Source organism: Streptomyces sp. NPDC030183 (assembly GCF_055573455.1).
Genome location: NZ_JBVIBK010000002.1, coordinates 1 through 19,514 on the forward strand (window position 1 = coordinate 1; position 19,514 = coordinate 19,514).

The window sequence follows — 19,514 nt, forward strand, 5'->3', positions numbered from 1 at the left end:
ACGGCGTCAACGGACCAGTCCCCGCGTCATCAAACGCAAGATGTCCAACTGGCCCCTCAAACGAGCCGAACACCGCAACCTGCCGCCACCAGCCATGGCAGTCCTCACGATCTCCAGACCACACACCATCTAAGTCACCGGCATTGAACTTAGGCCCGCTTCGGCCGCCTCGACCCCCGGCCGCAAAATCATGTGAGACACAGCCGCAGCGGTGCCTACCCTCCGGGAATGGATCTCCGCGAAGAACGTCCGAGCGACGGACAGGCCGTGCGGGGCGTTCACCTGGACGCCTTCGGTGACCATGGCCCGGTCGTGGCCGACCTGGTCGACACCCTGCGGGGCACCCTCACGGCCGACCACGGCCTCTCGCTGGTCGCCGAGCACGAGGGACAGGTCGTCGGGCATGCCATGTTCACCCGCAGTCTGCTCGACGCCCCTCGGCGGCTGGTCGACGTGCACGTCCTCAGCCCGCTGGGCGTGGCACCGCGGTTCCACCGGCAGGGGATCGGCTCGGCCCTGGTCCGGCAGGGGCTGAGGGTCCTCGCCGAACGGGCGGTCCCGCTCGTCTGGCTGGAGGGCGATCCCGGCTACTACGCGCGTTTCGGCTTCACGTCCGGTGGCGGGCTGGGCTTCCGCAGGCCGTCCCTGCGCATCCCGGACGGCGCCTTCCAGGTCCTCAGGCTCCCGGAGTACGAGCCGTGGATGACGGGGACGCTGGTCTACCCGGAGCCGTTCTGGCGGCACGACGCCGTCGGCCTGCGTGACCCCGACGCGTGATCACGGGCGGCCCCGCGCAGTCCGTCGAGGGCGCGCAGCGCGTGCGGACGGCGAAGATGATCTCTCATCCCCGTCCTCATCCCCGTCCTCATCCCGCCCCCGGCCCCGCAGCCGCCCCCGCCGCCTTCCTCCGTCCCACCTGCGTCCGTACCGCCCCCATGCTCGCGCCGATCACCAGCGCGATCGCCAGCGACTCCGTCGCGGAGAGGGCCTGGCCGAGGATGAGGAAACCGGCGGCTGCCGCGAGCGCGGGCTCCAGGCTCATCAGGACGGCGAAGGTGGACGACGGCAGCCGGCGCAGCGCGAGCAGTTCGAGGGTGTACGGGAGGACGGAGGAGAGCACGGCGACGGCGGCGCCCAGGGCCATGGTCGTCGGGTCGAGGAGCCGGGCCCCGGACTCCACCACACCGAGCGGCAGGAACAGCACCGCCGCGACCACCATGGCCAGCGCCAGCCCGTCGGCCTGCGGGAACCGCCTGCCCGTACGGGCGCTGAAGACGATGTACGCCGCCCACATCGCCCCGGCGGACAGCGCGAACGCCACCCCGACCGGGTCGAGGTCGCCGAAGCCGCCGCCCCCGCCGCCGAGCAGGAACACCCCGCACAGCGCGAGCCCGGCCCAGACGAGGTTCACCGCGCGGCGGGACGCGACGACGGACAGGGTGAGCGGGCCCAGCACCTCCAGCGTGACGGCGGGACCGAGGGGGATACGGGCGAGGGACTGGTAGAAGAGGCCGTTCATCGCGGCCATGGTGACGCCGAAGGTCACGACGGTGCCCCAGTCGGCGCGCGAGTGCCCGCGCAGCCGTGGCCGGCACACCACGAGCAGGACGAGCGCGGCCACCGCCAGCCGTAGCGTCACCACACCGAGCGCCCCGGCCCGCGGCATCAGGGTCACCGCCAGCGCCCCGCCGAACTGCACCGACACCCCGCCGGCCAGCACCAGCCCGACGGGCCCGAGCGCACCGAGACCCCGGGCCCGTGCGGAGGACGAGGCAGGGGCGGGGGATGTGGGCGACGGGCCGGTCGACACCGGAGGGGTGGGTGCGGGCCGGTCAGCACTGGGAGGTGTCACGGGGGCCGTCCAGGAGCGGGGGAGGAGATGATGCGTTCACTGTGGATGACTGCGCAGTCCAGGCTAGTGGACCGAGACAGGGGTGTACATCCTTTTGAGGCTTACGCCGCCTCTGGGTACCCGTCCCGCCCCGTACTAAAAATGCAAGCACGCTTGCTTGTTTATGGTCGCCCTGCCATCCTCCCCCCATGGCCGACCCGACGCCCGTCATCGACGACCTCCGTGCCGAGAGCGCTGAACTCGACGCCCTGGTCGCCGAGTTGCCCGTGGAACGCTGGGCGCTCCCGACCCCCGCGCCCCGCTGGACGATCGCCCACCAGATCGCCCATCTCACCTGGACCGACCGTGCGGCGCTGCTCGCCGTCACCGATCAGGCGGCCTTCGCCCACGAAGTGGAGAACGCGCTGACCCAGCCCGGCGACTTCGTGGACAACGGCGCCGAGGAGGGCGCGGGCACACCGCCGCACCGGCTGCTCGCGGACTGGCGGACCGGGCGCGAGGCCCTGGCGGACGCGCTGCGGGCCGCCCCCGACGGCGCGCGGTACCCCTGGTTCGGGCCGCCCATGTCGACCGCCTCGATGGCGAGCGCGCGGCTGATGGAGACCTGGGCCCACGGCCAGGACGTCGCCGACGCGCTGGGCGTGACCCGGGTCCCCACCGACCGGCTCCGCCATGTCGCCCGGCTCGGCGTCCGCACCCGCGACTTCTCCTTCGGGGTGCACTCCCTGACCCCGCCCTTCGAGGAGTTCCGCGTCGAACTCGCCGCCCCCTCCGGCGCGTTGTGGACCTACGGCCCCGATGACGCCCCCGAGCGCGTCACCGGCCCCGCGCTCGACTTCTGTCTGCTGGTCACCCAGCGCGCCCACCGCGCCGACCTGGCCCTGCGCGCGGAGGGCGCCGACGCCGACCAGTGGCTGGACATCGCCCAGGCCTTCGCCGGCCCGCCGGGACCGGGGCGCGAGCCGGGGGCGGGGGAGGCGGCGCGATGACCGTGCTGCGCGTCGGCAACGCCTCCGGGTTCTACGGCGACCGCTTCGACGCCCTGCGCGAGATGCTCACCGGCGGCGACCTCGACGTCGTCACCGGCGACTACCTCGCCGAGCTGACCATGCTCATCCTCGGCCGCGACCGCCTGAAGGACCCCACCGCCGGGTACGCCCGGACCTTCCCGCGCCAGCTGGAGGAGTGCCTGGGCCTCGCCCACGAGCGCGGGGTGCGGATCGTCACCAACGCCGGGGGCCTCAACCCCGCCGGACTCGCCGACGCCGTACGGGCGTTGGCGGACCGGCTCGGAATCCCTGTCAAGGTCGCGCACGTCGAGGGCGACGACCTCACCGCCCGGCACCCCGGCAGCCTCGCCGCCCATGCCTACCTCGGCGGCTTCGGCATCGCCGCCTGTCTGCGGGAGGGCGCGGACGTCGTCGTCACCGGCCGGGTCACGGACGCCGCGCTCGTCACCGGGCCCGCCGCCGCCCACTTCGGCTGGGAGCCCACGGAGTACGACCGCCTCGCGGGCGCCGTCGTCGCCGGGCACGTGCTGGAGTGCGGCACCCAGGCCACCGGCGGCAACTACGCCTTCTTCACCGACGGCGACATCCGCCGCCCCGGCTTCCCGCTGGCCGAACTCCACGAGGACGGCAGCAGTGTCATCACCAAGCACCCCGGCACCGGCGGCTTCGTCGACACCGGCACCGTCACCGCCCAGTTGCTGTACGAGACGGCCGGCGCCCGCTACGCCGGCCCCGACGTCACCGCCCGCCTCGACACCGTACGGCTCACCCAGGACGGCCCCGACCGGGTCCGCGTCCAGGGCGTACGCGGCGAGGCACCGCCCCCCACCCTCAAGGTCGGACTCAACCGGCTCGGCGGCTTCCGCAACGAGGCCGTCTTCGTCCTGACCGGCCTCGACATCGAGGCGAAGGCCGCCGTCGTGAAGGCCCAGATGACGGACGCCCTCGCCAAGTCACCGCCCAGGGAAATGCGTTGGGAGCTGGCGCGGACCGACCACCCCGACGCGTCCACCGAGGAGACCGCCAGCGCGCTGCTCCGCCTCGTCGTACGGGACCCGGACCCGGAGGCCGTCGGCCGAGCCTTCAGCGGAGCCGCCATCGAACTGGCCCTCGCCAGCTACCCCGGCTTCCATGTCCCGCGACCGCCGGGGAAGGGCGCCCCCTACGGGGTCTTCGAGGACGTGTACGTCGACCAGGGGGCCGTGGAGCACACCGCCGTCCTCCACGACGGCCGCCGGGTCCCCGTACCCCCGCCGCACGACACCCTCGTACCGCGCCCCGTCGACGAACCGCCCCTGCCGGAGCCCTTCCCGGCCGGGCTCCCGACCCGGCGCGCGCCGCTCGGGCTGGTCGCCGGGGCCCGCAGCGGCGACAAGGGCGGCGACGCCAACATCGGGCTGTGGGCCCGTAACGACGACGCCTGGCGCTGGCTCGCCCACACCCTCACCACCGACCGGCTGCGCGCGCTCCTCCCGGAGACCGCCGGCCTGCCCGTCACCCGCCACGCGCTGCCGGAGCTTCGCGCCCTGAACTTCGTCGTCGAGGGCATCCTCGGCGCGGGCGTCGCCTCCCAGCACCGGTTCGATCCGCAGGCCAAGGCCCTCGGCGAATGGCTCCGCTCCCGCCACCTGGACATCCCGGAGGTACTCCTGTGACCGCCCGCCGCCCTGCCCCACCGGAGCCCGCCGTACTACCGGAGGTCCGCCCCGCCCCTTCGGAGGCGCGCCGGTGACCGTCCTCGCCTCCGCCCTCGACCCGGGCGACCCCGACCACATCGCGAACCGCGAGGCGATGCTCGCCAAGCTCGCCGAACTCGACGCCGAGCACGCCAAGGCCCTCGCGGGCGGCGGCGAGAAGTACGTCGCCCGGCACCGGGGACGCGGCAAGCTGCTCGCCCGCGAACGCGTCGAACTGCTCCTCGACCCGGACACGCCCTTCCTGGAGCTGTCCCCGCTGGCCGCCTGGGGCAGCGACTACACGGTGGGCGCCTCCCTCGTCACCGGCATCGGCGTCGTCGAGGGCGTGGAGTGCCTGATCACCGCCAACGACCCGACCGTACGCGGCGGCGCCTCCAACCCCTGGTCCCTGAAGAAGGCCCTGCGCGCCAACGACATCGCCCTCGCCAACCGGCTGCCCTGCATCAGCCTCGTCGAGTCCGGCGGCGCCGACCTGCCCTCCCAGAAGGAGATCTTCATCCCGGGCGGCGCCATCTTCCGCGACCTCACCCGGCTGTCCGCCGCCGGCATCCCCACCATCGCCGTCGTCTTCGGCAACTCCACCGCGGGCGGCGCCTACGTCCCCGGCATGTCCGACCACGTGATCATGGTCAAGGAGCGGGCGAAGGTGTTCCTCGGCGGCCCGCCGCTGGTGAAGATGGCCACCGGCGAGGAGAGCGACGACGAGTCCCTCGGCGGCGCCGAGATGCACGCGCGCGTGTCGGGCCTCGCCGACCAGTTCGCCGTCGACGAGCACGACGCCCTGCGCCAGGCCCGCCGTGTCGTCGCCCGCCTCAACCACCGCAAGGCCCACCCCGACCCCGGACCCGCCGAGCCCCCGAAATACGACGCGGAGGACCTGCTGGGCATCGTCCCGGCCGACCCGAAGGTGCCCTTCGACCCTCGCGAAATCATCGCCCGGATCGTCGACGCCTCCGACTTCGACGAGTTCAAGCCCCTCTACGGCACCAGCCTCACCACCGGCTGGGCCACCCTCCACGGCTATCCCGTCGGCATCCTCGCCAACGCCCAAGGGGTGCTGTTCAGCGCGGAGTCGCAGAAGGCCGCCCAGTTCATCCAGCTCGCCAACCAGCGCGACATCCCGCTGCTGTTCCTCCACAACACCACCGGCTACATGGTCGGCAAGGAGTACGAGCAGGGCGGCATCATCAAGCACGGCGCGATGATGATCAACGCGGTCAGCAACTCGAAGGTCCCGCACCTGTCGGTCCTGCTGGGCGCCTCCTACGGCGCCGGCCACTACGGCATGTGCGGCCGCGCCTACGACCCCCGCTTCCTCTTCGCCTGGCCCAGCGCCAAGTCCGCCGTCATGGGCCCGCAGCAGCTCGCCGGTGTCCTGTCGATCGTCGCCCGGCAGTCGGCCGCCGCCAAGGGCCACCCGTACGACGAGGACGCCGACGCCGCGCTGCGCGCCATGGTGGAGCGGCAGATCGAGTCCGAGTCGCTGCCCATGTTCCTGTCCGGGCGGCTGTACGACGACGGCGTCATCGACCCGCGCGACACCCGCACCGTCCTCGGCCTGTGTCTGTCGGCCATCCACACCGCCCCCTACGAGGGCGCCCGCGGCGGCTTCGGCGTCTTCCGGATGTGAGGGACCACGTGATCACTTCAGTGCTCGTCGCCAACCGGGGCGAGATCGCCTGCCGGATCTTCCGCACCTGCCGTGAGCTGGGCATCCGCACCGTCGCCGTGCACTCCGACGCCGACGACACCGCCCTGCACACACGCGTCGCCGACCAGGCCGTACGCCTCCCGGGCGCGGCCCACGCCGACACCTACCTGCGCGGCGACCTCGTCGTGAAGGCCGCCCTCGCCGCCGGCGCGGACGCCGTCCACCCCGGCTACGGCTTCCTCTCCGAGAACGCCGACTTCGCCCGCGCCGTCCTCGACGCCGGCCTCACCTGGATCGGCCCGCCCCCCGAGGCGATCGAGGCCATGGCGTCGAAGACCCGCGCCAAACAGCTCATGGGCCTCGCCCCCCTCACCGAGGTCACCGAGGCCGACCTCCCGGTCCTGGTGAAGGCCGCAGCGGGCGGCGGCGGCCGCGGCATGCGCGTCGTCCGCCGCCTCGACGACCTCGACGCCGCCCTGGAGGCCGCCCGCACCGAGGCCACGAGCGCCTTCGGCGACGGCGAGGTGTTCGTCGAGCCGTACGTCGAGGACGGCCGCCACGTCGAGGTGCAGATCCTCGCCGACACCCACGGAACCGTCTGGGCCCTCGGCACCCGCGACTGCTCCCTCCAGCGCCGCCACCAGAAGGTCATCGAGGAAGCCCCCGCCCCCGGCCTCCCGGAGCGCCTCGAAGCCGAACTGCGCACCCTCGCCGTACGCGCCGCGCACGCCGTCTCCTACGTCGGCGCCGGAACCGTCGAGTTCCTCGTCGCCGACGGCCGCGCCCACTTCCTGGAGATGAACACCCGCCTCCAGGTCGAACACCCGGTGACGGAGGCCGTGTTCGGCCTCGACCTGGTCGCCGAACAGCTCCGCGTCGCCGAGGGCGCCGCCCTGCCGCCCGAACCTCCGGCCGCGCACGGCCATGCCGTCGAGGCCCGCCTCTACGCCGAGGACCCCGCCACCGGCTGGACTCCCCAGACCGGCACCCTGCACCGGCTGACCGTCCCGGACGGCGTCCGCCTCGACACCGGGTACACCGACGGCGACGAGATCGGCGTCCACTACGACCCGATGATCGCCAAGGTCGTCGCCCACGCGCCCACCCGCGCCGAGGCCGTCCGCAAGCTGGCCGGAGCCCTGGACCGCGCCACCATCCACGGCCCCACCACCAACCGGGCCCTGCTGATCCGCTCCCTGCGCCACGACGAGTTCACGACGGCCCGCATGACCACGGCCTTCTACGACCGCCACCTGCCCCACCTCACCGCCCCCGCCCCCGACCCGCACGCTCCCCTGGCCGCCGCCCTCGCCGACGCGCGCGCCCACGGCGACCCCCGCTTCGGCGGCTGGCGCAACCTCCCCTCCCGGCCCCACACCAGGCGCTACGCACTCGCCGGTGAGGAACACGAGGTGACGTACCGCCACACCAGGACTGGCCTGGCCGCCGACGGCGTGACGGTCGTCCACGCCGACGCCGACCGGGTCGTCCTCGAAGCCGACGGCATCCGCCGGACGTACGAGGTGACCCGCTGCGGCGACACCCGCTACGTCAACACCACCGAGCTGAGGGCCCTGCCCCGCTTCCCCGACCCCACCGCCACCCAGGCCGCCGGCTCCCTCCTGGCCCCCATGCCCGGAACAGTCGTCCGCCTCGCCGACAACGCCAGACCGGGCACCCCGGTCGAGGCGGGCCAACCCCTCCTCTGGCTGGAGGCGATGAAGATGGAGCACCGGATCACCGCACCGGCACCGGGAACCCTGACGGCCCTGCACGTGGTGGTCGGACAACAGGTGGAGCCCGGCATGTTGCTGGCGGTGGTGCAGCCGACGTAAGGGGCGCGGGGAACTGCGCGAACAACCCCGACGCAGCCGCAGTCTCCTGACGTCCGTAGGACCCACCCCCTGAGGAGCCCCCATGTCCCCCGTGATCGAATCCGAAGAACACCAAGCCCTACGAGCCGCCGTAGCCGCCCTGGGCAAACGCCACGGCCGCGACTTCACCCCGGAGGCCCTCTGGGACGACGCCGCCAAGCTCGGCTACCTCGGCGTCAACCTGCCGGAGGCATACGGCGGAGGCGGCGGCGGAATCGCCGAACTCTCCATCGTCCTCGAAGAACTCGGCGCCGCCGGCTGCCCCCTGCTCATGATGGTCGTGTCCCCCGCCATCTGCGGCACCGTCATCGCCCGCTTCGGCACCGACGCCCAGAAGACCGCATGGCTCCCCGCCCTGGCGGACGGCACCCGCACCATGGCCTTCGGCATCACCGAACCCGACGCCGGCTCCAACAGCCACCGCATCACCACCACCGCCCGCCGCGACGGCGCCGACTGGCTGCTCACCGGCCGCAAGGTCTTCATCTCCGGCGTCGACAAGGCCGACGCCACCCTCATCGTCGGCCGCACCGAGGACGCCCGCACCGGCACCCTCAAACCCTGTTTGTTCATCGTCCCCCGGGACACCCCCGGCTTCGAGTACCGGCAGATCGACATGGAACTCCGCGCCGCCGAGAAGCAGTTCGAGCTGACCTTCGACGACCTCAGGCTCCCGGCCGACGCCCTGGTCGGCGACGAGAACGCCGGCCTGCTCCAGCTCTTCGCCGGCCTCAACCCCGAACGCATCATGACCGCCGCGTTCGCCATCGGCATGGCCCGCCACGCCCTCGCGAAGGCCGTCGAGTACGCCCGCGAGCGCACCGTGTGGCGTCAGCCCATCGGCGCCCACCAGGCCATAGCGCACCCCCTCGCCCAGTCCCACATCGAACTCGAACTGGCCCGCCTGATGATGCAGAAGGCGGCCCACCTCTACGACAGCGGCGACGACGCGGGCGCCGGCGAGGCCGCCAACATGGCGAAGTACGCGGCGGGGGAGGCGTGTGTGAAGGCCGTCGACCAGGCCGTGCACACCCTCGGCGGCAACGGCCTCACCCGCGAGTTCGGCCTCGCCTCACTGATCACCGCCGCACGGGTGTCCCGGATCGCCCCCGTCAGCCGGGAGATGATCCTCAACTACGTCTCCCACCAGACCCTCGGCCTGCCGAAGTCCTACTGAGCCTCCCGGAGCCCAGCCGCGCACGCCGCAGCCGACACCAGCCGTACTGCCAGGAGCAGCCGAGCACTCAGGGAGCGCCTGTGACGGACACACCCCAGCCCCTCGTACGCACCGCGCACCACCGCGGCATCACCACCCTCACCCTCGACTCCCCGGCCAACCGCAACGCCCTCTCCGCCGACCTCGTACGCGACCTGTCCGAGGCCCTCGCCCACTGCGGCAAGGACGACACCACCCGCGCCGTCCTCCTCACCCACACCGGCACCACCTTCTGCGCGGGCGCCGACCTGCGCCGGCCCCCCGGGCCCGACGCCCTCGTCGGACTCCTCCGCGGGATCGTCGAGCTGCCCAAACCGGTCGTCGCCCGCGTCACCGGCCACGTCCGCGCCGGCGGCCTCGGCCTCCTCGGCGCCTGCGACATCACCGCCGCCGGACCCGACGCCACCTTCGCCTTCACCGAGGTCCGCATCGGCGTCGCCCCCGCCGTCATCTCCCTCACCCTGCGCCCCCGCACCGACCCCCGCGCCCTCGCCCGCCACTACCTCAGCGGCGAACGGTTCGGCCCCGGCGAAGCCGCCCGCATCGGCCTGCTCACCGCCACCGGCCCCGACGTCGACGCCGTACTCGAACCCGTCCTCGACGGACTGCGCCGAGCCGCACCGAGGGCCCTGACGGAAACGAAACGCCTGCTCACGGCTAAGGTGCTGGAGAACTTCGACCTGGACGCGCGCGAACTGACCCGGCTCTCGTCCCGGCTGTTCGACTCCGACGACGCCCGTGAGGGCATGACGGCCTTCCTCGAAGGACGGGAACCGGGATGGGTGCTGTGAGCACGGCGGATACCTCGACGGACAGTTCCAACGACACGACGGCGGACGCGGCGGGCCGGGACACCGCGTCCGCGGACACGGCCGCCGTCGCCGAACGCGGCCCCAAGCAGGACCGCAGCCGTGTCACCCGCAAACGGCTCCTCGAAGCCGCCGTCTCCTGCCTCGCCGAACACGGCTGGGCCGGCTCCACCGTCTCCGTCGTCGCCGAACGCGCCGGCGTCTCCCGGGGCGCCGCCCAGCACCACTTCCGCACCCGCGAGGACCTCTTCACCGCCGCCGTCGAATACGTCGCCGAGGAACGCTCCCTCGCCCTGCGCGACCTCTTCCCCGACGGCCCCGCCGACCGCCGCGCCGTCGTCGCCGCCCTCGTCGACCTCTACACCGGCCCCCTCTTCCGGGCCGCCCTCCACCTGTGGGTCGCCGCCTCCAACGAGGACCAGCTCCGCCCCCGCGTCACCGAACTCGAAGCCCGCGTCGGCCGCGAGACCCACCGCATCGCCGTCGACCTGCTGCGCGCCGACGAGACCGTCCCCGGCGTCCGCGAAACCGTCCAGGGCCTGCTCGACATGGCCCGCGGCCTCGGCCTCGCCAACCTCCTCACCGACGACACCGGCCGCCGCGACAAGGTCGTCGCCCAATGGGCCGCACTCCTCGACGAGGTCCTGGACCGAGAGACCCGTCCGTCTACGGACTGAGCCGCTCCACCCGCCACGACCCGTCCGGCAGCGCCACGTACCGCAGCCGGTCGTGCAGCCGGTTGTACCGCCCCTGCCAGAACTCCACACTCGTCGGCACCACCCGGAAACCGCCCCAGTGCGGCGGCACCGGCACCCGCTCGCCCTCCGGGTACCGGGCGTTCAGCTCCGCGTACGCGGCGTCCAGCTCCGCCCGCGACGAGATCACCGAGGACTGCGCGCTCGCCCACGCCCCCAGCTGCGACCCGTGCGGCCGCACCCGGAAGTACGCCGCCGTCTCGTCCCGGCCCGTCCGCCGCGCCGTCCCCGTCACGATCACCTGCCGGGCGATCGCGTGCCACGGGAAGACCAGCGACACATGGGGGTTCTCCGCCAGATCACGCCCCTTGCGGGAGTCGTAGTTCGTGTAGAACACGAAGCCCCGCTCGTCGTACGCCTTCATCAGCACCGTACGAGAACTCGGGTGCCCCTGCGCGTCCGCCGTCGACACCACCATCGCGTTCGGCTCGAACAGCCCGCCCTCCTGCGCGGCCTCCAGGAACCACCGCCCGAACTGCTCCATCGGAGAGGCGGCCAGCTCGCTCTCGTCGAGCCCGTCGGCCCGGTACTGCTTGCGCATCGCGGCGGGATCGGGCACGGGCTCCAGACCGGGATCGTTCACATGGTCATCCTGCCGTATCGCCCACGGCCGCCGCCGACCGACGGCCCGCCCGACCGCTCCCCGCCCGCTTGTGGCACTGAGTGCCGCACACCCTCCCCAAACATGGCACTCAGGCGTATCGTGCAGGAACATTCTGGAGGGACCCCCGAACAGCCGATCCCCCTGTCGCACACATCACGAGGAGCCGCCTGATGTCCGACTTCGTACCCGGTCTCGAAGGAGTCGTCGCGTTCGAGACGGAGATCGCCGAACCGGACAAGGAAGGCGGCGCACTCCGCTACCGCGGCGTCGACATCGAGGACCTCGTCGGCCACGTCTCCTTCGGCAACGTCTGGGGCCTGCTCGTCGACGGCGCCTTCCGCCCCGGCCTGCCCCCCGCCGAACCCTTCCCCATCCCCGTCCACTCCGGCGACATCCGCGTCGACGTCCAGTCCGCCCTCGCCATGCTCGCCCCCGTCTGGGGCCTCAAACCCCTCCTCGACATCGACGAGGAGCAGGCCCGCGCGGACCTCGCCCGCGCCGCCGTCATGGCCCTGTCCTACGTCGCCCAGTCCGCCCGCGGCCAGGGCCTGCCCATGGTCCCGCAGCGCGAGATCGACAAGGCCCAGTCCGTCGTCGAACGCTTCATGATCCGCTGGCGCGGCGAACCCGACCCCAAGCACGTCGCCGCCGTCGACGCCTACTGGACGAGCGCCGCCGAGCACGGCATGAACGCCTCCACCTTCACGGCCCGCGTCATCGCCTCCACCGGCGCGGACGTGGCGGCCGCCCTCTCCGGCGCGGTCGGAGCCATGTCCGGCCCCCTCCACGGCGGCGCCCCCTCCCGCGTCCTCGGCATGATCGAGGAGATCGAACGCACCGGCGACGCCGACGCCTACGTCAAGCGCGCCCTCGACAAGGGCGAACGCCTCATGGGCTTCGGCCACCGCGTCTACCGCGCCGAGGACCCCCGCGCCCGCGTCCTGCGCCGCACCGCCCGCGAGCTGGGCGCCCCCCGCTTCGAGGTCGCCGAAGCCCTGGAGAAGGCCGCGCTCGCCGAACTCCACGCCCGCCGGCCCGACCGCGTCCTCGCCACGAACGTCGAGTTCTGGGCCGCCATCGTCCTCGACTTCGCCGAGGTCCCGGCGCACATGTTCACCTCGATGTTCACCTGCGCCCGCACGGCCGGCTGGTCCGCGCACATCCTCGAACAGAAGCGCACCGGCCGCCTCGTGCGCCCCTCCGCCCGCTACACCGGCCCCGGCCCCCGCAGCCCCCGCGAGATCGAGGGCTACGAGGACATCGCGCACTGACACGGCAGCCCCCGGCAGCGCCGGGGACTCACGGGACTCACGCGGGGCTGAGCAGCCCCGCGTGATGCCGCTCCGCCACCAGCGGATGCGCCCGCAGCTTCCCCTTCAGCTCGTTGAACCCGTACTCCGCGAACAGCGGATTGCCCGGGTCGTCCGTCACCCCCGGCGCGGTCGAGGCGTACGGGAAGACCAGCGGCTCTATCCGCGCGTCGAGCCGGGGGTTGTAGAAGAACGGCACCGAGAACCGCTCGGTCGCCCCGGGCGGGCTCACCACCCGGTGGTTGGTCGCCACCAGATACCCGTTGGTGGCCACCTCCAGCAGCTCCCCGAGGTTCACCACGAACGCCCCCGGAATGGGCGGCACCTCGTGGAACAGCCCGTCCTCCCGCTCCACCTGCAACCCGCCCACCTGGTCCTGGAGCAGCAGCGTCAGGAACCCGTAGTCCTTGTGGGCCCCCACCCCCTGGCCGGCCCCGTCCCCGGCGCTGCCCGGGTACCGCACCAGCTTCAGATGCGGATGCGCCCACTCCCCGAAGACCGACGCGTAGAAGTCCGCCGGAGCCCCGATCGACACCAGCAGCTCCCGCAGCAGCCGGTCGGCGACCCCGCTCAGCCGGTCGATCCACCCCAGCGCGACCTCCCGCAGCTCGGGCAGCGACTCCGGCCACTGATTGGGCCCCTGCAACCACCAGTACGCGGGCTCCCCGTCCCCCGGCACCCGGGCCGCCCGCTCGGCACCCACGTCCAGCTGGTCCCGCCAGTCCCGCCGGCCGCCGGTCCGCTCGTCCCCGGTGCGCGTGTACCCCCGGAAGTGCGGCGACCGCACGTTGTCCAGGGCGAGCCGCTCCTCCTCGGGCAACGCGAAGAACTCCCGCATCACCCTGGTCAGCCGCTCGATCTCGGCCTGTTCCACCCCGTGCCCGACGAGCTGGAAGAACCCCACGTCGTGCGCCGCGCTGTGCAACTGCGCGTGCAACAGCCCGCGCGCCTCGGGCCCGCGACCGGCCGCCGAGAGATCGATGATGGGAAGCTGCTGATACATCATGAGACACGTCCGCAGGGTGTACGGGAGCCCTGGCCACCGCCGAGGGTGGGGCGGGGCCACGGGTGCCAGGGGGAAGGGCGGCAAAGCAGAGAGGAACAGGCCGACAGAAACGGCCGACACGGCTGATCTCAGGCGGAACGCCGACAGCCCATGCTCGTGACGCGCACGAAATCCACGTGCCGGCGTCGAACAAGCATCAGAACCATGCCCTCAGAGTACTCCGCCCCCCACAAACGCAGACGACCCGCGGGCTCAGGTCCCTCTTCCAAAGGAAGAGAAAGCCGGCCGGACGTACCGGCGAGCCCACGGGTCGGGTGACTGCTTGAGATTGGGCCGGCTGCGCGTGCGATCACGCGCGGGTCCGGCACCGCACTGTGCGTGGTGCCGGGCCGCTAGCCCGCAGCCACCTCACGCGTCCGGTTGTCATACATCTGCCGAACCACCTCCCTTCTCGTGTACCGCACACACTAAGAAGAGGGTCCGCGGACGCTCAAGTGATTTTCCGAGGAATTTTCCCGCCTCTCGGCCGCGACGTTGTTCTCGGTTCTTGGTGAGATTTGGTGTGCTGATGTGTTGACCTCTGTTTGAGGTCTCTTCTACGTTGCGGGAGCCACAGAGCCGCCGACCTGCTGCTGGGGTTCGCGGACGCAACTGCCCAGAAAGGGATGTCGTGCCACGAAAGAACCATCGCGGGACCGCTTGTCTGGGGGCGTTGCTGGCCGGTGCCACGGTGTTCGGCGGGGCCCTCGCCGCCCCGGCGTCCGCCGCTTCCGCGTCCGGCTCCTCCACCACCAAGGCCGTTCTCCCGGTGAGCGCCTTCAAGGGCGTCAACTGGGCCGATCCGCGGGACAACTACGCCGACGACGCGGTGGTGCCCTCGGGCCTGTCCACGTCCGACAGCTACGCCACCACCTACGCCAAGTCCCGGGCGATCATCGGCGGGTTCAAGAAGCTCGGCGCCAACACGGTGCGCCTGCCCGTCAACCCGACCTCCGTCAACGGCCCGTTCTGGAAGTCGTACCGGGGCGCGATCGACGCCGCCACCGCCCAGGGCTTCAAGGTCATCCTGGGGTACTGGGAGGCCGACAACGCCAAGGACGGCAAGATCGACGACCAGGCCGCCTGGGACCGTATGTGGGCGCGGATCACGTCGTCGTACGCGGGCAACTCCAAGGTGTACTTCGAGCCGATGAACGAGCCGTTCGGCTACACCTCGCAGGAGTGGCGCGACGTCGCCGCGCGCTGGGTCAGGACGCACCGCTTCGTGCCGCGTGACCGGATCCTCATCGGCGGCGTCAAGTACAGCGAGGACGTCAAGCCGGTGTGCGCCGACAGCCGGCTGGACGGCACCCGTATCGCGCTGCACAACTACGGCTTCTGGCACACGGACTGGACGAGCGTCGACCAGTGGAAGGCGGACTTCAAGGAGCGCATCGGCACGTGTGCCTCGCGCACGATCCTCGACGAGTTCGGTGCCTCCATGACGACCGGCCTGGACTACAACGGCCCCGTGGGCGGCTCCAACGAGGTCGCGTACATCCAGGCCGCGACCGACACCATCCGGGAGCTGGGCCTGGGGTCGGTCTACTGGCCGGGTCTGCGCAACGGCGACACGTACTCCCTGACCACCCTCCAGGGCACGGGCACCCGCCTCAGCCTGACGGTGAACAACCAGAGCGGACTGGACCGTCTGCACTGGGCGTGGAAGCAGTGACCACGACCCGGCACCGGCGCTGACAGCAGCGGCGACGCCGGTGGTGGCTCCCTTCCGGGTCCGGCGCCTTGGGCGACCGGGCCCGGAAGACGCGTGCCCGACGGAACCCCGCTCCGCCGCCGCGGGGCCGGCCGGGCTCAGCCGCCGTGCAGGACGGCGAGGACGGCGCGGGCGCGGTCCCCGTTCGGGAGGTCCCAGGGGCCGGTGACGTGTCCCAGCGCGCCCTCGGGGCGGTCGGCCACGGCGTCCGGCGCGGGCCGCGGGGTCCGGTGCAGCCGGAGGACGAGGCCCGGCGCCACGGCGATGCTCGTGGCGTCCTCGTCGTCCTCGGCGGAGGGCGCGTCCGGGGCCGGGGGCAGGGGCGATGCGCCCGTGTAGGAGTGGACGATCTCGTGGTCCGGGCTGTCGGTGAGGCTCTGGGCCTGGGCCTGCGCGCGGCCGTCGAGGAGAGCGAGGAGTTCCGTGACGAGCACGGGGTCGTGGCAGCCGTCGTAGACCCAGCGGGTGCCGAGTACGCCGTGCTCCGTGGTGCCGATCAGGGCGTGTTCGGCGCCGTCGAGGGGGGCGCCGCGGTAGGTGAGGGGCACGAGGTAGTGGACGGGTTCGGGGCCGGCGGTGTCGGTGGCCAGCATGAACTCGATGCCGACCTCGCCTTCCGGGTCGTCGAGCCGGAACCCTCCGGCCTTGGCCAGCCGGGGCTCGCCCTCGCCGCCCTTGTACCACGGGCGTCCGGGCAGCCAGGTGGCGAGGAGTTCGAGCTTGGTGGGCGTGAGAGTGGTGCGGTGAATGATCGCCATCCCCCAATCCTCTGTCCATCCACCACCCGCACGCGAACGTTTTCCCCACGCCAGGGGGACGCGACGCCACGCCTTGCCCGGTGTCGCGCCCCGGCAGGAAGCCGGCCCGTCCCCTCGGGGGGCGGGCCGGCCTCGGGTGGCTACGGGGTCACGGTGATCGCGGGCGCCATCTCGGCGGTCGCGTTGGTGAGCTTCCCGGAGCCGGTGGCGCCTTCCGAGCTGACGAAGCGCAGCTCGTGGTTGGTGCCTCCGGCGTTGCCGACGGCGAGCAGCAGCGTGGACTGCTTGGCCGCGTAGGCGTTCTGGACGAAGGACGTGATGTCGACGGTGATGTCGCGGCCGTCGATGGCGTTGCCCTGGTGGGTTCCGCCGCCCTCCGGGACGATGGTCGAACCGAGGGTGAAGGTGGCCGACTTCGCGACGGAGGAGTTCGTGGCGGTGAAGCTCGGCCGGTTCTGCCAGGTCATGGTGGTGACCGGGCAGGATGTGCCGCCGCCGGTGCAGGTGGTGTCGCTGACGGGTTGCACGAGCAGCTGGTCGGTGTCGGTCGACGGGACGGACGAGTAGCGGTGGCCGACGTAGGTGAGATGGAGTGTCGCCTGGCTCGGTGCCCTGGTGAGGCTGCTGAGGGGGAACTGGATGTAGGAGAGCTTTCCGTCTCCGGATCCGGTGGTGTACTGCTCGCCCATCAGACCGACCCCGGTGTTGCGGGTGATGAGGGTCAGGTCCGAGGAGCTGTTCCTGGTCTGGTCACCCGACCACGCGCCCACCCAGGTGTCACCGTCGGCGAGGGCGCCGGGCTTGACGTTCTGGGTCTGGCCGTTCGCGCCGGTGTAGGTGGAGGTCAGCGTGCCGACGCCGCTCGTCGTCAGGGGGAACTGGCTGGTGTACCGGACGAGTTGACCGGCGACGCGGAGGTTGTTCAGCGTCGCGTTCGTGATGCCGTTCAGGCCGCTGCTGGTGCTGCTCTGCTTCGAGAACCACACGTTGTCGAGCGTGAAGGTGCCGATCGGGGTCTTGGGATACGTGTACGTGGTGCCCGACCCGTCGGGGTTGGGGGCGAACCCGTAGGTTGCCTGGTCCGCGGCGGTGATGGTCTGGGTGGATCCGTTGCCGCCGTTGATCCAGACCGGTCCCTTGGTGAACCGGGAGGTGTCGATCGTGCTGTTCTTCACCACGATGCTCTGGATGCGCGGGTACGGGTTGGGGCTGTTGTGCGTGAAGATGCCGCCGGCCCACGGTGACACGGAGTTGAAGTTGTCGAAGGTGTAGTTGGTGAGCCGGTATCCGTACGAGTCCCATCCGATGCGTATCGCGTTGCCCGCGTTGACGGACCAGTTCAGCGTGTTGCTGACCGAGATGTTCTTCGTGTCCGCGGCGTCCCAGTGGTAGGCGTCGAACCCGAGGTCGCTGGCGACGGCGTCGTAGGCGCCCACCGCGTCGACATAGCCCTGGACGTCGGGGGTGGAGGTGCCGATCTGGAAGTTGTTCCACACGCCGGAGGCCAGCGGGGTGAAGCCGTCGCTGGGGTTGTAGTGGCCGGAGGCGAACGCGTCGTCGTTGCCGAGGGTGAAGACGCCGTTGGCGGTGATGTCCTGGCCGCTCGCGAAGTCCGTCCCGTCGATCCACGGCTGGCGGTACGGGGTGAGGGCCTTGATGTTGTTGAAGGTCACCCTGCTGGCGGTGTGGGTCTCGTAGTTCCACTGCTTCGCGTCGCGCACGTAGGTGTCGTTGAACGTGATGTCCGACGAGTGCATGACCATGACGCCGCCCTGGTGCTGGCTGCGGTAGGCGTCGTGCGAGTCGGCGCGGTAGTTCACCACGCCGTTGCCGTCGAACATGCCGCGGCCGTCGACCTCGATGTCGTTCGAGTCGATGATCCCGATCGCCGGTTCGAACGCCTCCATGTACCCCTGGACGCGGTTCTTCAGCAGGGCCCCGTCGGCGGTGTAGATCTTCAGCTTGCCGCCCTTGAGCCTGCTGCCGTCCAGGTTGTTGATCAGGAGACCGGACCACACGTACGTGCCGTTCGGGAAGTAGAGCGTGTTGAGCGCCGTGGGGTTGGCCTTGATCGTGTCGATGGCGGCCCGCAGGGCGAAGGTGAGGTCGTCGGCGGCCATCGTCCGCACCTTCGGGTACCGCACATTGACGCTGCTCGCGCTCACCAGGCTCCCGGCCGAGGTCTTCTGACCGGCGGGGATGGCGGTGCCGTTGACGGTCCGGCCGGCCATGGAGCTCGTGGTCGCGGCGGGAGCCTTCTGGGCCGCGCTGTTCGGGTGCTCCGCGAGGTACTTCGCGGCGAACTGCTGGAAGTTGAGGACACCGGTCTGCAGGTTGACGCCGGAGCCGTCGGACGCGCTCGTGGTGTCCGGCCGCTGCGCCGGGTCCTCCAGGGGGTCGTTGACGACCGCCAGGTAGGGCTGTCCGGTGGCGTTGGTCGAGTCGCCGTTGACCATGACGATCGCCTGGTTCAGCCCGGCGTCGGCCGACATCTGGAACGTCAGGGTGTGCTTGTCCGCGCTCACCGAGATGCTGCTGCGGGGGTAGTAGCGCGCCGGGTAGATGTTCACCGTGTCGATCGTGGTGCTGGGCAGCGTGACCGTGATCGTCGGTGTCCGGGAGTCCGACGCGAAGCGCGCGATGTCGAAGTTGTGGCCGTTCTGGCTGTACTTGACAGCCTGGACGGGCGTGCCGGCGACCTGCACCTGGTATTTGGCGGACGCCACGTCCGGGGACGTCGTCGTACCGCCTCCCACTCCGGTCGGCGCGTAGGTGCGGACGGTGGTGGCGGCCTGTGCGGGGGCGGCGCCGGTGAGCATGAGGCTCGCCGCCGCGATGGCGGCGCTCGCGGCGGCCGCGATGACGCGCTGCACGCGCGATCTGCGTCGCACCGGGGCGTGGTTCGGGTCGGCGTCGTCGCCGGCCGTTCGGATCATGCCTGTCTCTCCTCGGGACGAGACCTTCTCCAGGTCTGTTCAGGCGCTCCCCGCCTGCTGCGGGACGGCGCGGAGCATGCGCGACGGCGCCTTGAGGGGGAGGGCGCCGGGTGGGGTGGGGGGTTGTTTCGCGCGATCGGTCGCGGCAGGTCGTCTCGTTGACCGATCCATGTGATCGGCGTGGCCGGGATGTTAATGTCGCATTTCTGGAGCCGTCAACGGTTCCGTCGTCTTTCCGATGGTGAACGAGGTGCGACGTGCTCCGTTCTCAGCGTGGTCACGT

The 19,514-nt window shown here is 71.7% G+C and carries 15 protein-coding genes; 10 read left to right on the forward strand and 5 right to left on the reverse strand.

Going from position 1 to position 19,514, the window contains the following annotated elements; all coding sequences use genetic code 11:
- Positions 1-228 precede the first annotated feature (228 nt).
- Positions 229-777, forward strand: coding sequence for a GNAT family N-acetyltransferase (locus tag ACZ4Z2_RS02905; RefSeq protein WP_468071702.1), 549 nt, complete (start codon positions 229-231; stop codon positions 775-777).
- Positions 778-865: 88 nt separating this feature from the next.
- Here the strand turns inward: ACZ4Z2_RS02905 and ACZ4Z2_RS02910 are convergent, their stop codons facing one another.
- Positions 866-1,852: an EamA family transporter gene (locus tag ACZ4Z2_RS02910; RefSeq protein ID WP_468071704.1), complete on the reverse strand. Its 987-nt coding sequence runs from the start codon at positions 1,850-1,852 to the stop codon at positions 866-868.
- 188 nt (positions 1,853-2,040) lie between these two features.
- Here ACZ4Z2_RS02910 and ACZ4Z2_RS02915 point away from each other — a divergent pair, with 188 nt between their 5' ends.
- From ACZ4Z2_RS02915 to ACZ4Z2_RS02945, 7 genes are all read left to right on the forward strand, one after another.
- Positions 2,041-2,841 (forward strand): TIGR03084 family metal-binding protein, encoded by an 801-nt coding sequence (locus ACZ4Z2_RS02915; protein ID WP_468071706.1) that lies wholly within the window; start codon positions 2,041-2,043, stop codon positions 2,839-2,841.
- The gene (locus ACZ4Z2_RS02920; protein WP_468071708.1) at positions 2,838-4,517 is read left to right on the forward strand and encodes an acyclic terpene utilization AtuA family protein; all 1,680 of its coding nucleotides are present in this window, start codon (positions 2,838-2,840) and stop codon (positions 4,515-4,517) included. The genes ACZ4Z2_RS02915 and ACZ4Z2_RS02920 overlap by 4 nt, the downstream gene beginning before the upstream one ends.
- Positions 4,518-4,590: 73 nt before the next feature.
- Complete coding sequence (locus ACZ4Z2_RS02925) at positions 4,591-6,189, forward strand: acyl-CoA carboxylase subunit beta (protein ID WP_468071710.1); 1,599 nt, start codon at positions 4,591-4,593, stop codon at positions 6,187-6,189.
- Between the two features lie 8 nt (positions 6,190-6,197).
- Positions 6,198-8,045: an acetyl/propionyl/methylcrotonyl-CoA carboxylase subunit alpha gene (locus ACZ4Z2_RS02930; RefSeq protein ID WP_468071712.1), complete on the forward strand. Its 1,848-nt coding sequence runs from the start codon at positions 6,198-6,200 to the stop codon at positions 8,043-8,045.
- Between the two features lie 82 nt (positions 8,046-8,127).
- Positions 8,128-9,261, forward strand: a complete 1,134-nt coding sequence (locus ACZ4Z2_RS02935) for an acyl-CoA dehydrogenase family protein (RefSeq protein WP_468071714.1) — start codon at positions 8,128-8,130, stop codon at positions 9,259-9,261.
- A gap of 80 nt (positions 9,262-9,341) precedes the next feature.
- On the forward strand, positions 9,342-10,091 hold the full coding sequence (locus ACZ4Z2_RS02940) for an enoyl-CoA hydratase family protein (protein ID WP_468071716.1): 750 nt from the start codon (positions 9,342-9,344) through the stop codon (positions 10,089-10,091).
- Entirely contained in the window at positions 10,088-10,786 is a 699-nt protein-coding gene (locus ACZ4Z2_RS02945) for a TetR/AcrR family transcriptional regulator (RefSeq protein ID WP_468071718.1), read from the forward strand. Before ACZ4Z2_RS02940 ends, ACZ4Z2_RS02945 begins: the two co-directional genes overlap by 4 nt.
- Here ACZ4Z2_RS02945 and pdxH read toward each other — a convergent pair.
- A complete protein-coding gene (gene pdxH / locus ACZ4Z2_RS02950) occupies positions 10,776-11,405 on the reverse strand; it encodes a pyridoxamine 5'-phosphate oxidase (protein ID WP_468072316.1) in 630 nt (209 codons plus the stop codon). The genes ACZ4Z2_RS02945 and pdxH overlap by 11 nt on opposite strands.
- 233 nt (positions 11,406-11,638) lie before the next feature.
- Here pdxH and ACZ4Z2_RS02955 point away from each other — a divergent pair, with 233 nt between their 5' ends.
- The gene (locus ACZ4Z2_RS02955) at positions 11,639-12,739 is read left to right on the forward strand and encodes a citrate synthase 2 (RefSeq protein ID WP_468071720.1); all 1,101 of its coding nucleotides are present in this window, start codon (positions 11,639-11,641) and stop codon (positions 12,737-12,739) included.
- A 37-nt stretch (positions 12,740-12,776) separates the two neighbouring features.
- Here the strand turns inward: ACZ4Z2_RS02955 and ACZ4Z2_RS02960 are convergent, their stop codons facing one another.
- On the reverse strand, positions 12,777-13,784 hold the full coding sequence (locus ACZ4Z2_RS02960; RefSeq protein WP_468071722.1) for an isopenicillin N synthase family dioxygenase: 1,008 nt from the start codon (positions 13,782-13,784) through the stop codon (positions 12,777-12,779).
- A gap of 670 nt (positions 13,785-14,454) precedes the next feature.
- Between ACZ4Z2_RS02960 and ACZ4Z2_RS02965 the strand changes: the two genes are divergently transcribed.
- Complete coding sequence (locus tag ACZ4Z2_RS02965) at positions 14,455-15,498, forward strand: glycoside hydrolase family 5 protein (protein ID WP_468071724.1); 1,044 nt, start codon at positions 14,455-14,457, stop codon at positions 15,496-15,498.
- A gap of 137 nt (positions 15,499-15,635) precedes the next feature.
- On the opposite strand, the gene ACZ4Z2_RS02970 is transcribed toward ACZ4Z2_RS02965, so the two are convergent.
- Positions 15,636-16,295, reverse strand: coding sequence for a maltokinase N-terminal cap-like domain-containing protein (locus ACZ4Z2_RS02970; protein ID WP_468071726.1), 660 nt, complete (start codon positions 16,293-16,295; stop codon positions 15,636-15,638).
- 140 nt (positions 16,296-16,435) lie between these two features.
- Positions 16,436-19,231 carry a DNRLRE domain-containing protein gene (locus tag ACZ4Z2_RS02975; RefSeq protein ID WP_468071728.1) on the reverse strand — a complete coding sequence of 932 codons (2,796 nt, stop codon included), beginning with the start codon at positions 19,229-19,231 and terminating at the stop codon, positions 16,436-16,438.
- Between the last annotated feature and the right edge of the window lie 283 nt (positions 19,232-19,514).

Excerpts from the sequence above, each read along its gene's own strand:
- ACZ4Z2_RS02905 (WP_468071702.1), top strand. The coding sequence starts at position 229 with ATGGATCTCCGCGAAGAACGTCCGAGCGACGGACAGGCCGTGCGGGGC.
- ACZ4Z2_RS02915 (WP_468071706.1), top strand. The coding sequence starts at position 2,041 with ATGGCCGACCCGACGCCCGTCATCGACGACCTCCGTGCCGAGAGCGCT.
- ACZ4Z2_RS02920 (WP_468071708.1), top strand. The coding sequence starts at position 2,838 with ATGACCGTGCTGCGCGTCGGCAACGCCTCCGGGTTCTACGGCGACCGC.
- ACZ4Z2_RS02935 (WP_468071714.1), top strand. The coding sequence starts at position 8,128 with ATGTCCCCCGTGATCGAATCCGAAGAACACCAAGCCCTACGAGCCGCC.
- pdxH (WP_468072316.1), bottom strand. The coding sequence starts at position 11,405 with ATGCGCAAGCAGTACCGGGCCGACGGGCTCGACGAGAGCGAGCTGGCC.
- ACZ4Z2_RS02955 (WP_468071720.1), top strand. The coding sequence starts at position 11,639 with ATGTCCGACTTCGTACCCGGTCTCGAAGGAGTCGTCGCGTTCGAGACG.
- ACZ4Z2_RS02960 (WP_468071722.1), bottom strand. The coding sequence starts at position 13,784 with ATGATGTATCAGCAGCTTCCCATCATCGATCTCTCGGCGGCCGGTCGC.
- ACZ4Z2_RS02970 (WP_468071726.1), bottom strand. The coding sequence starts at position 16,295 with ATGGCGATCATTCACCGCACCACTCTCACGCCCACCAAGCTCGAACTC.
- ACZ4Z2_RS02975 (WP_468071728.1), bottom strand. The coding sequence starts at position 19,231 with ATGATCCGAACGGCCGGCGACGACGCCGACCCGAACCACGCCCCGGTG.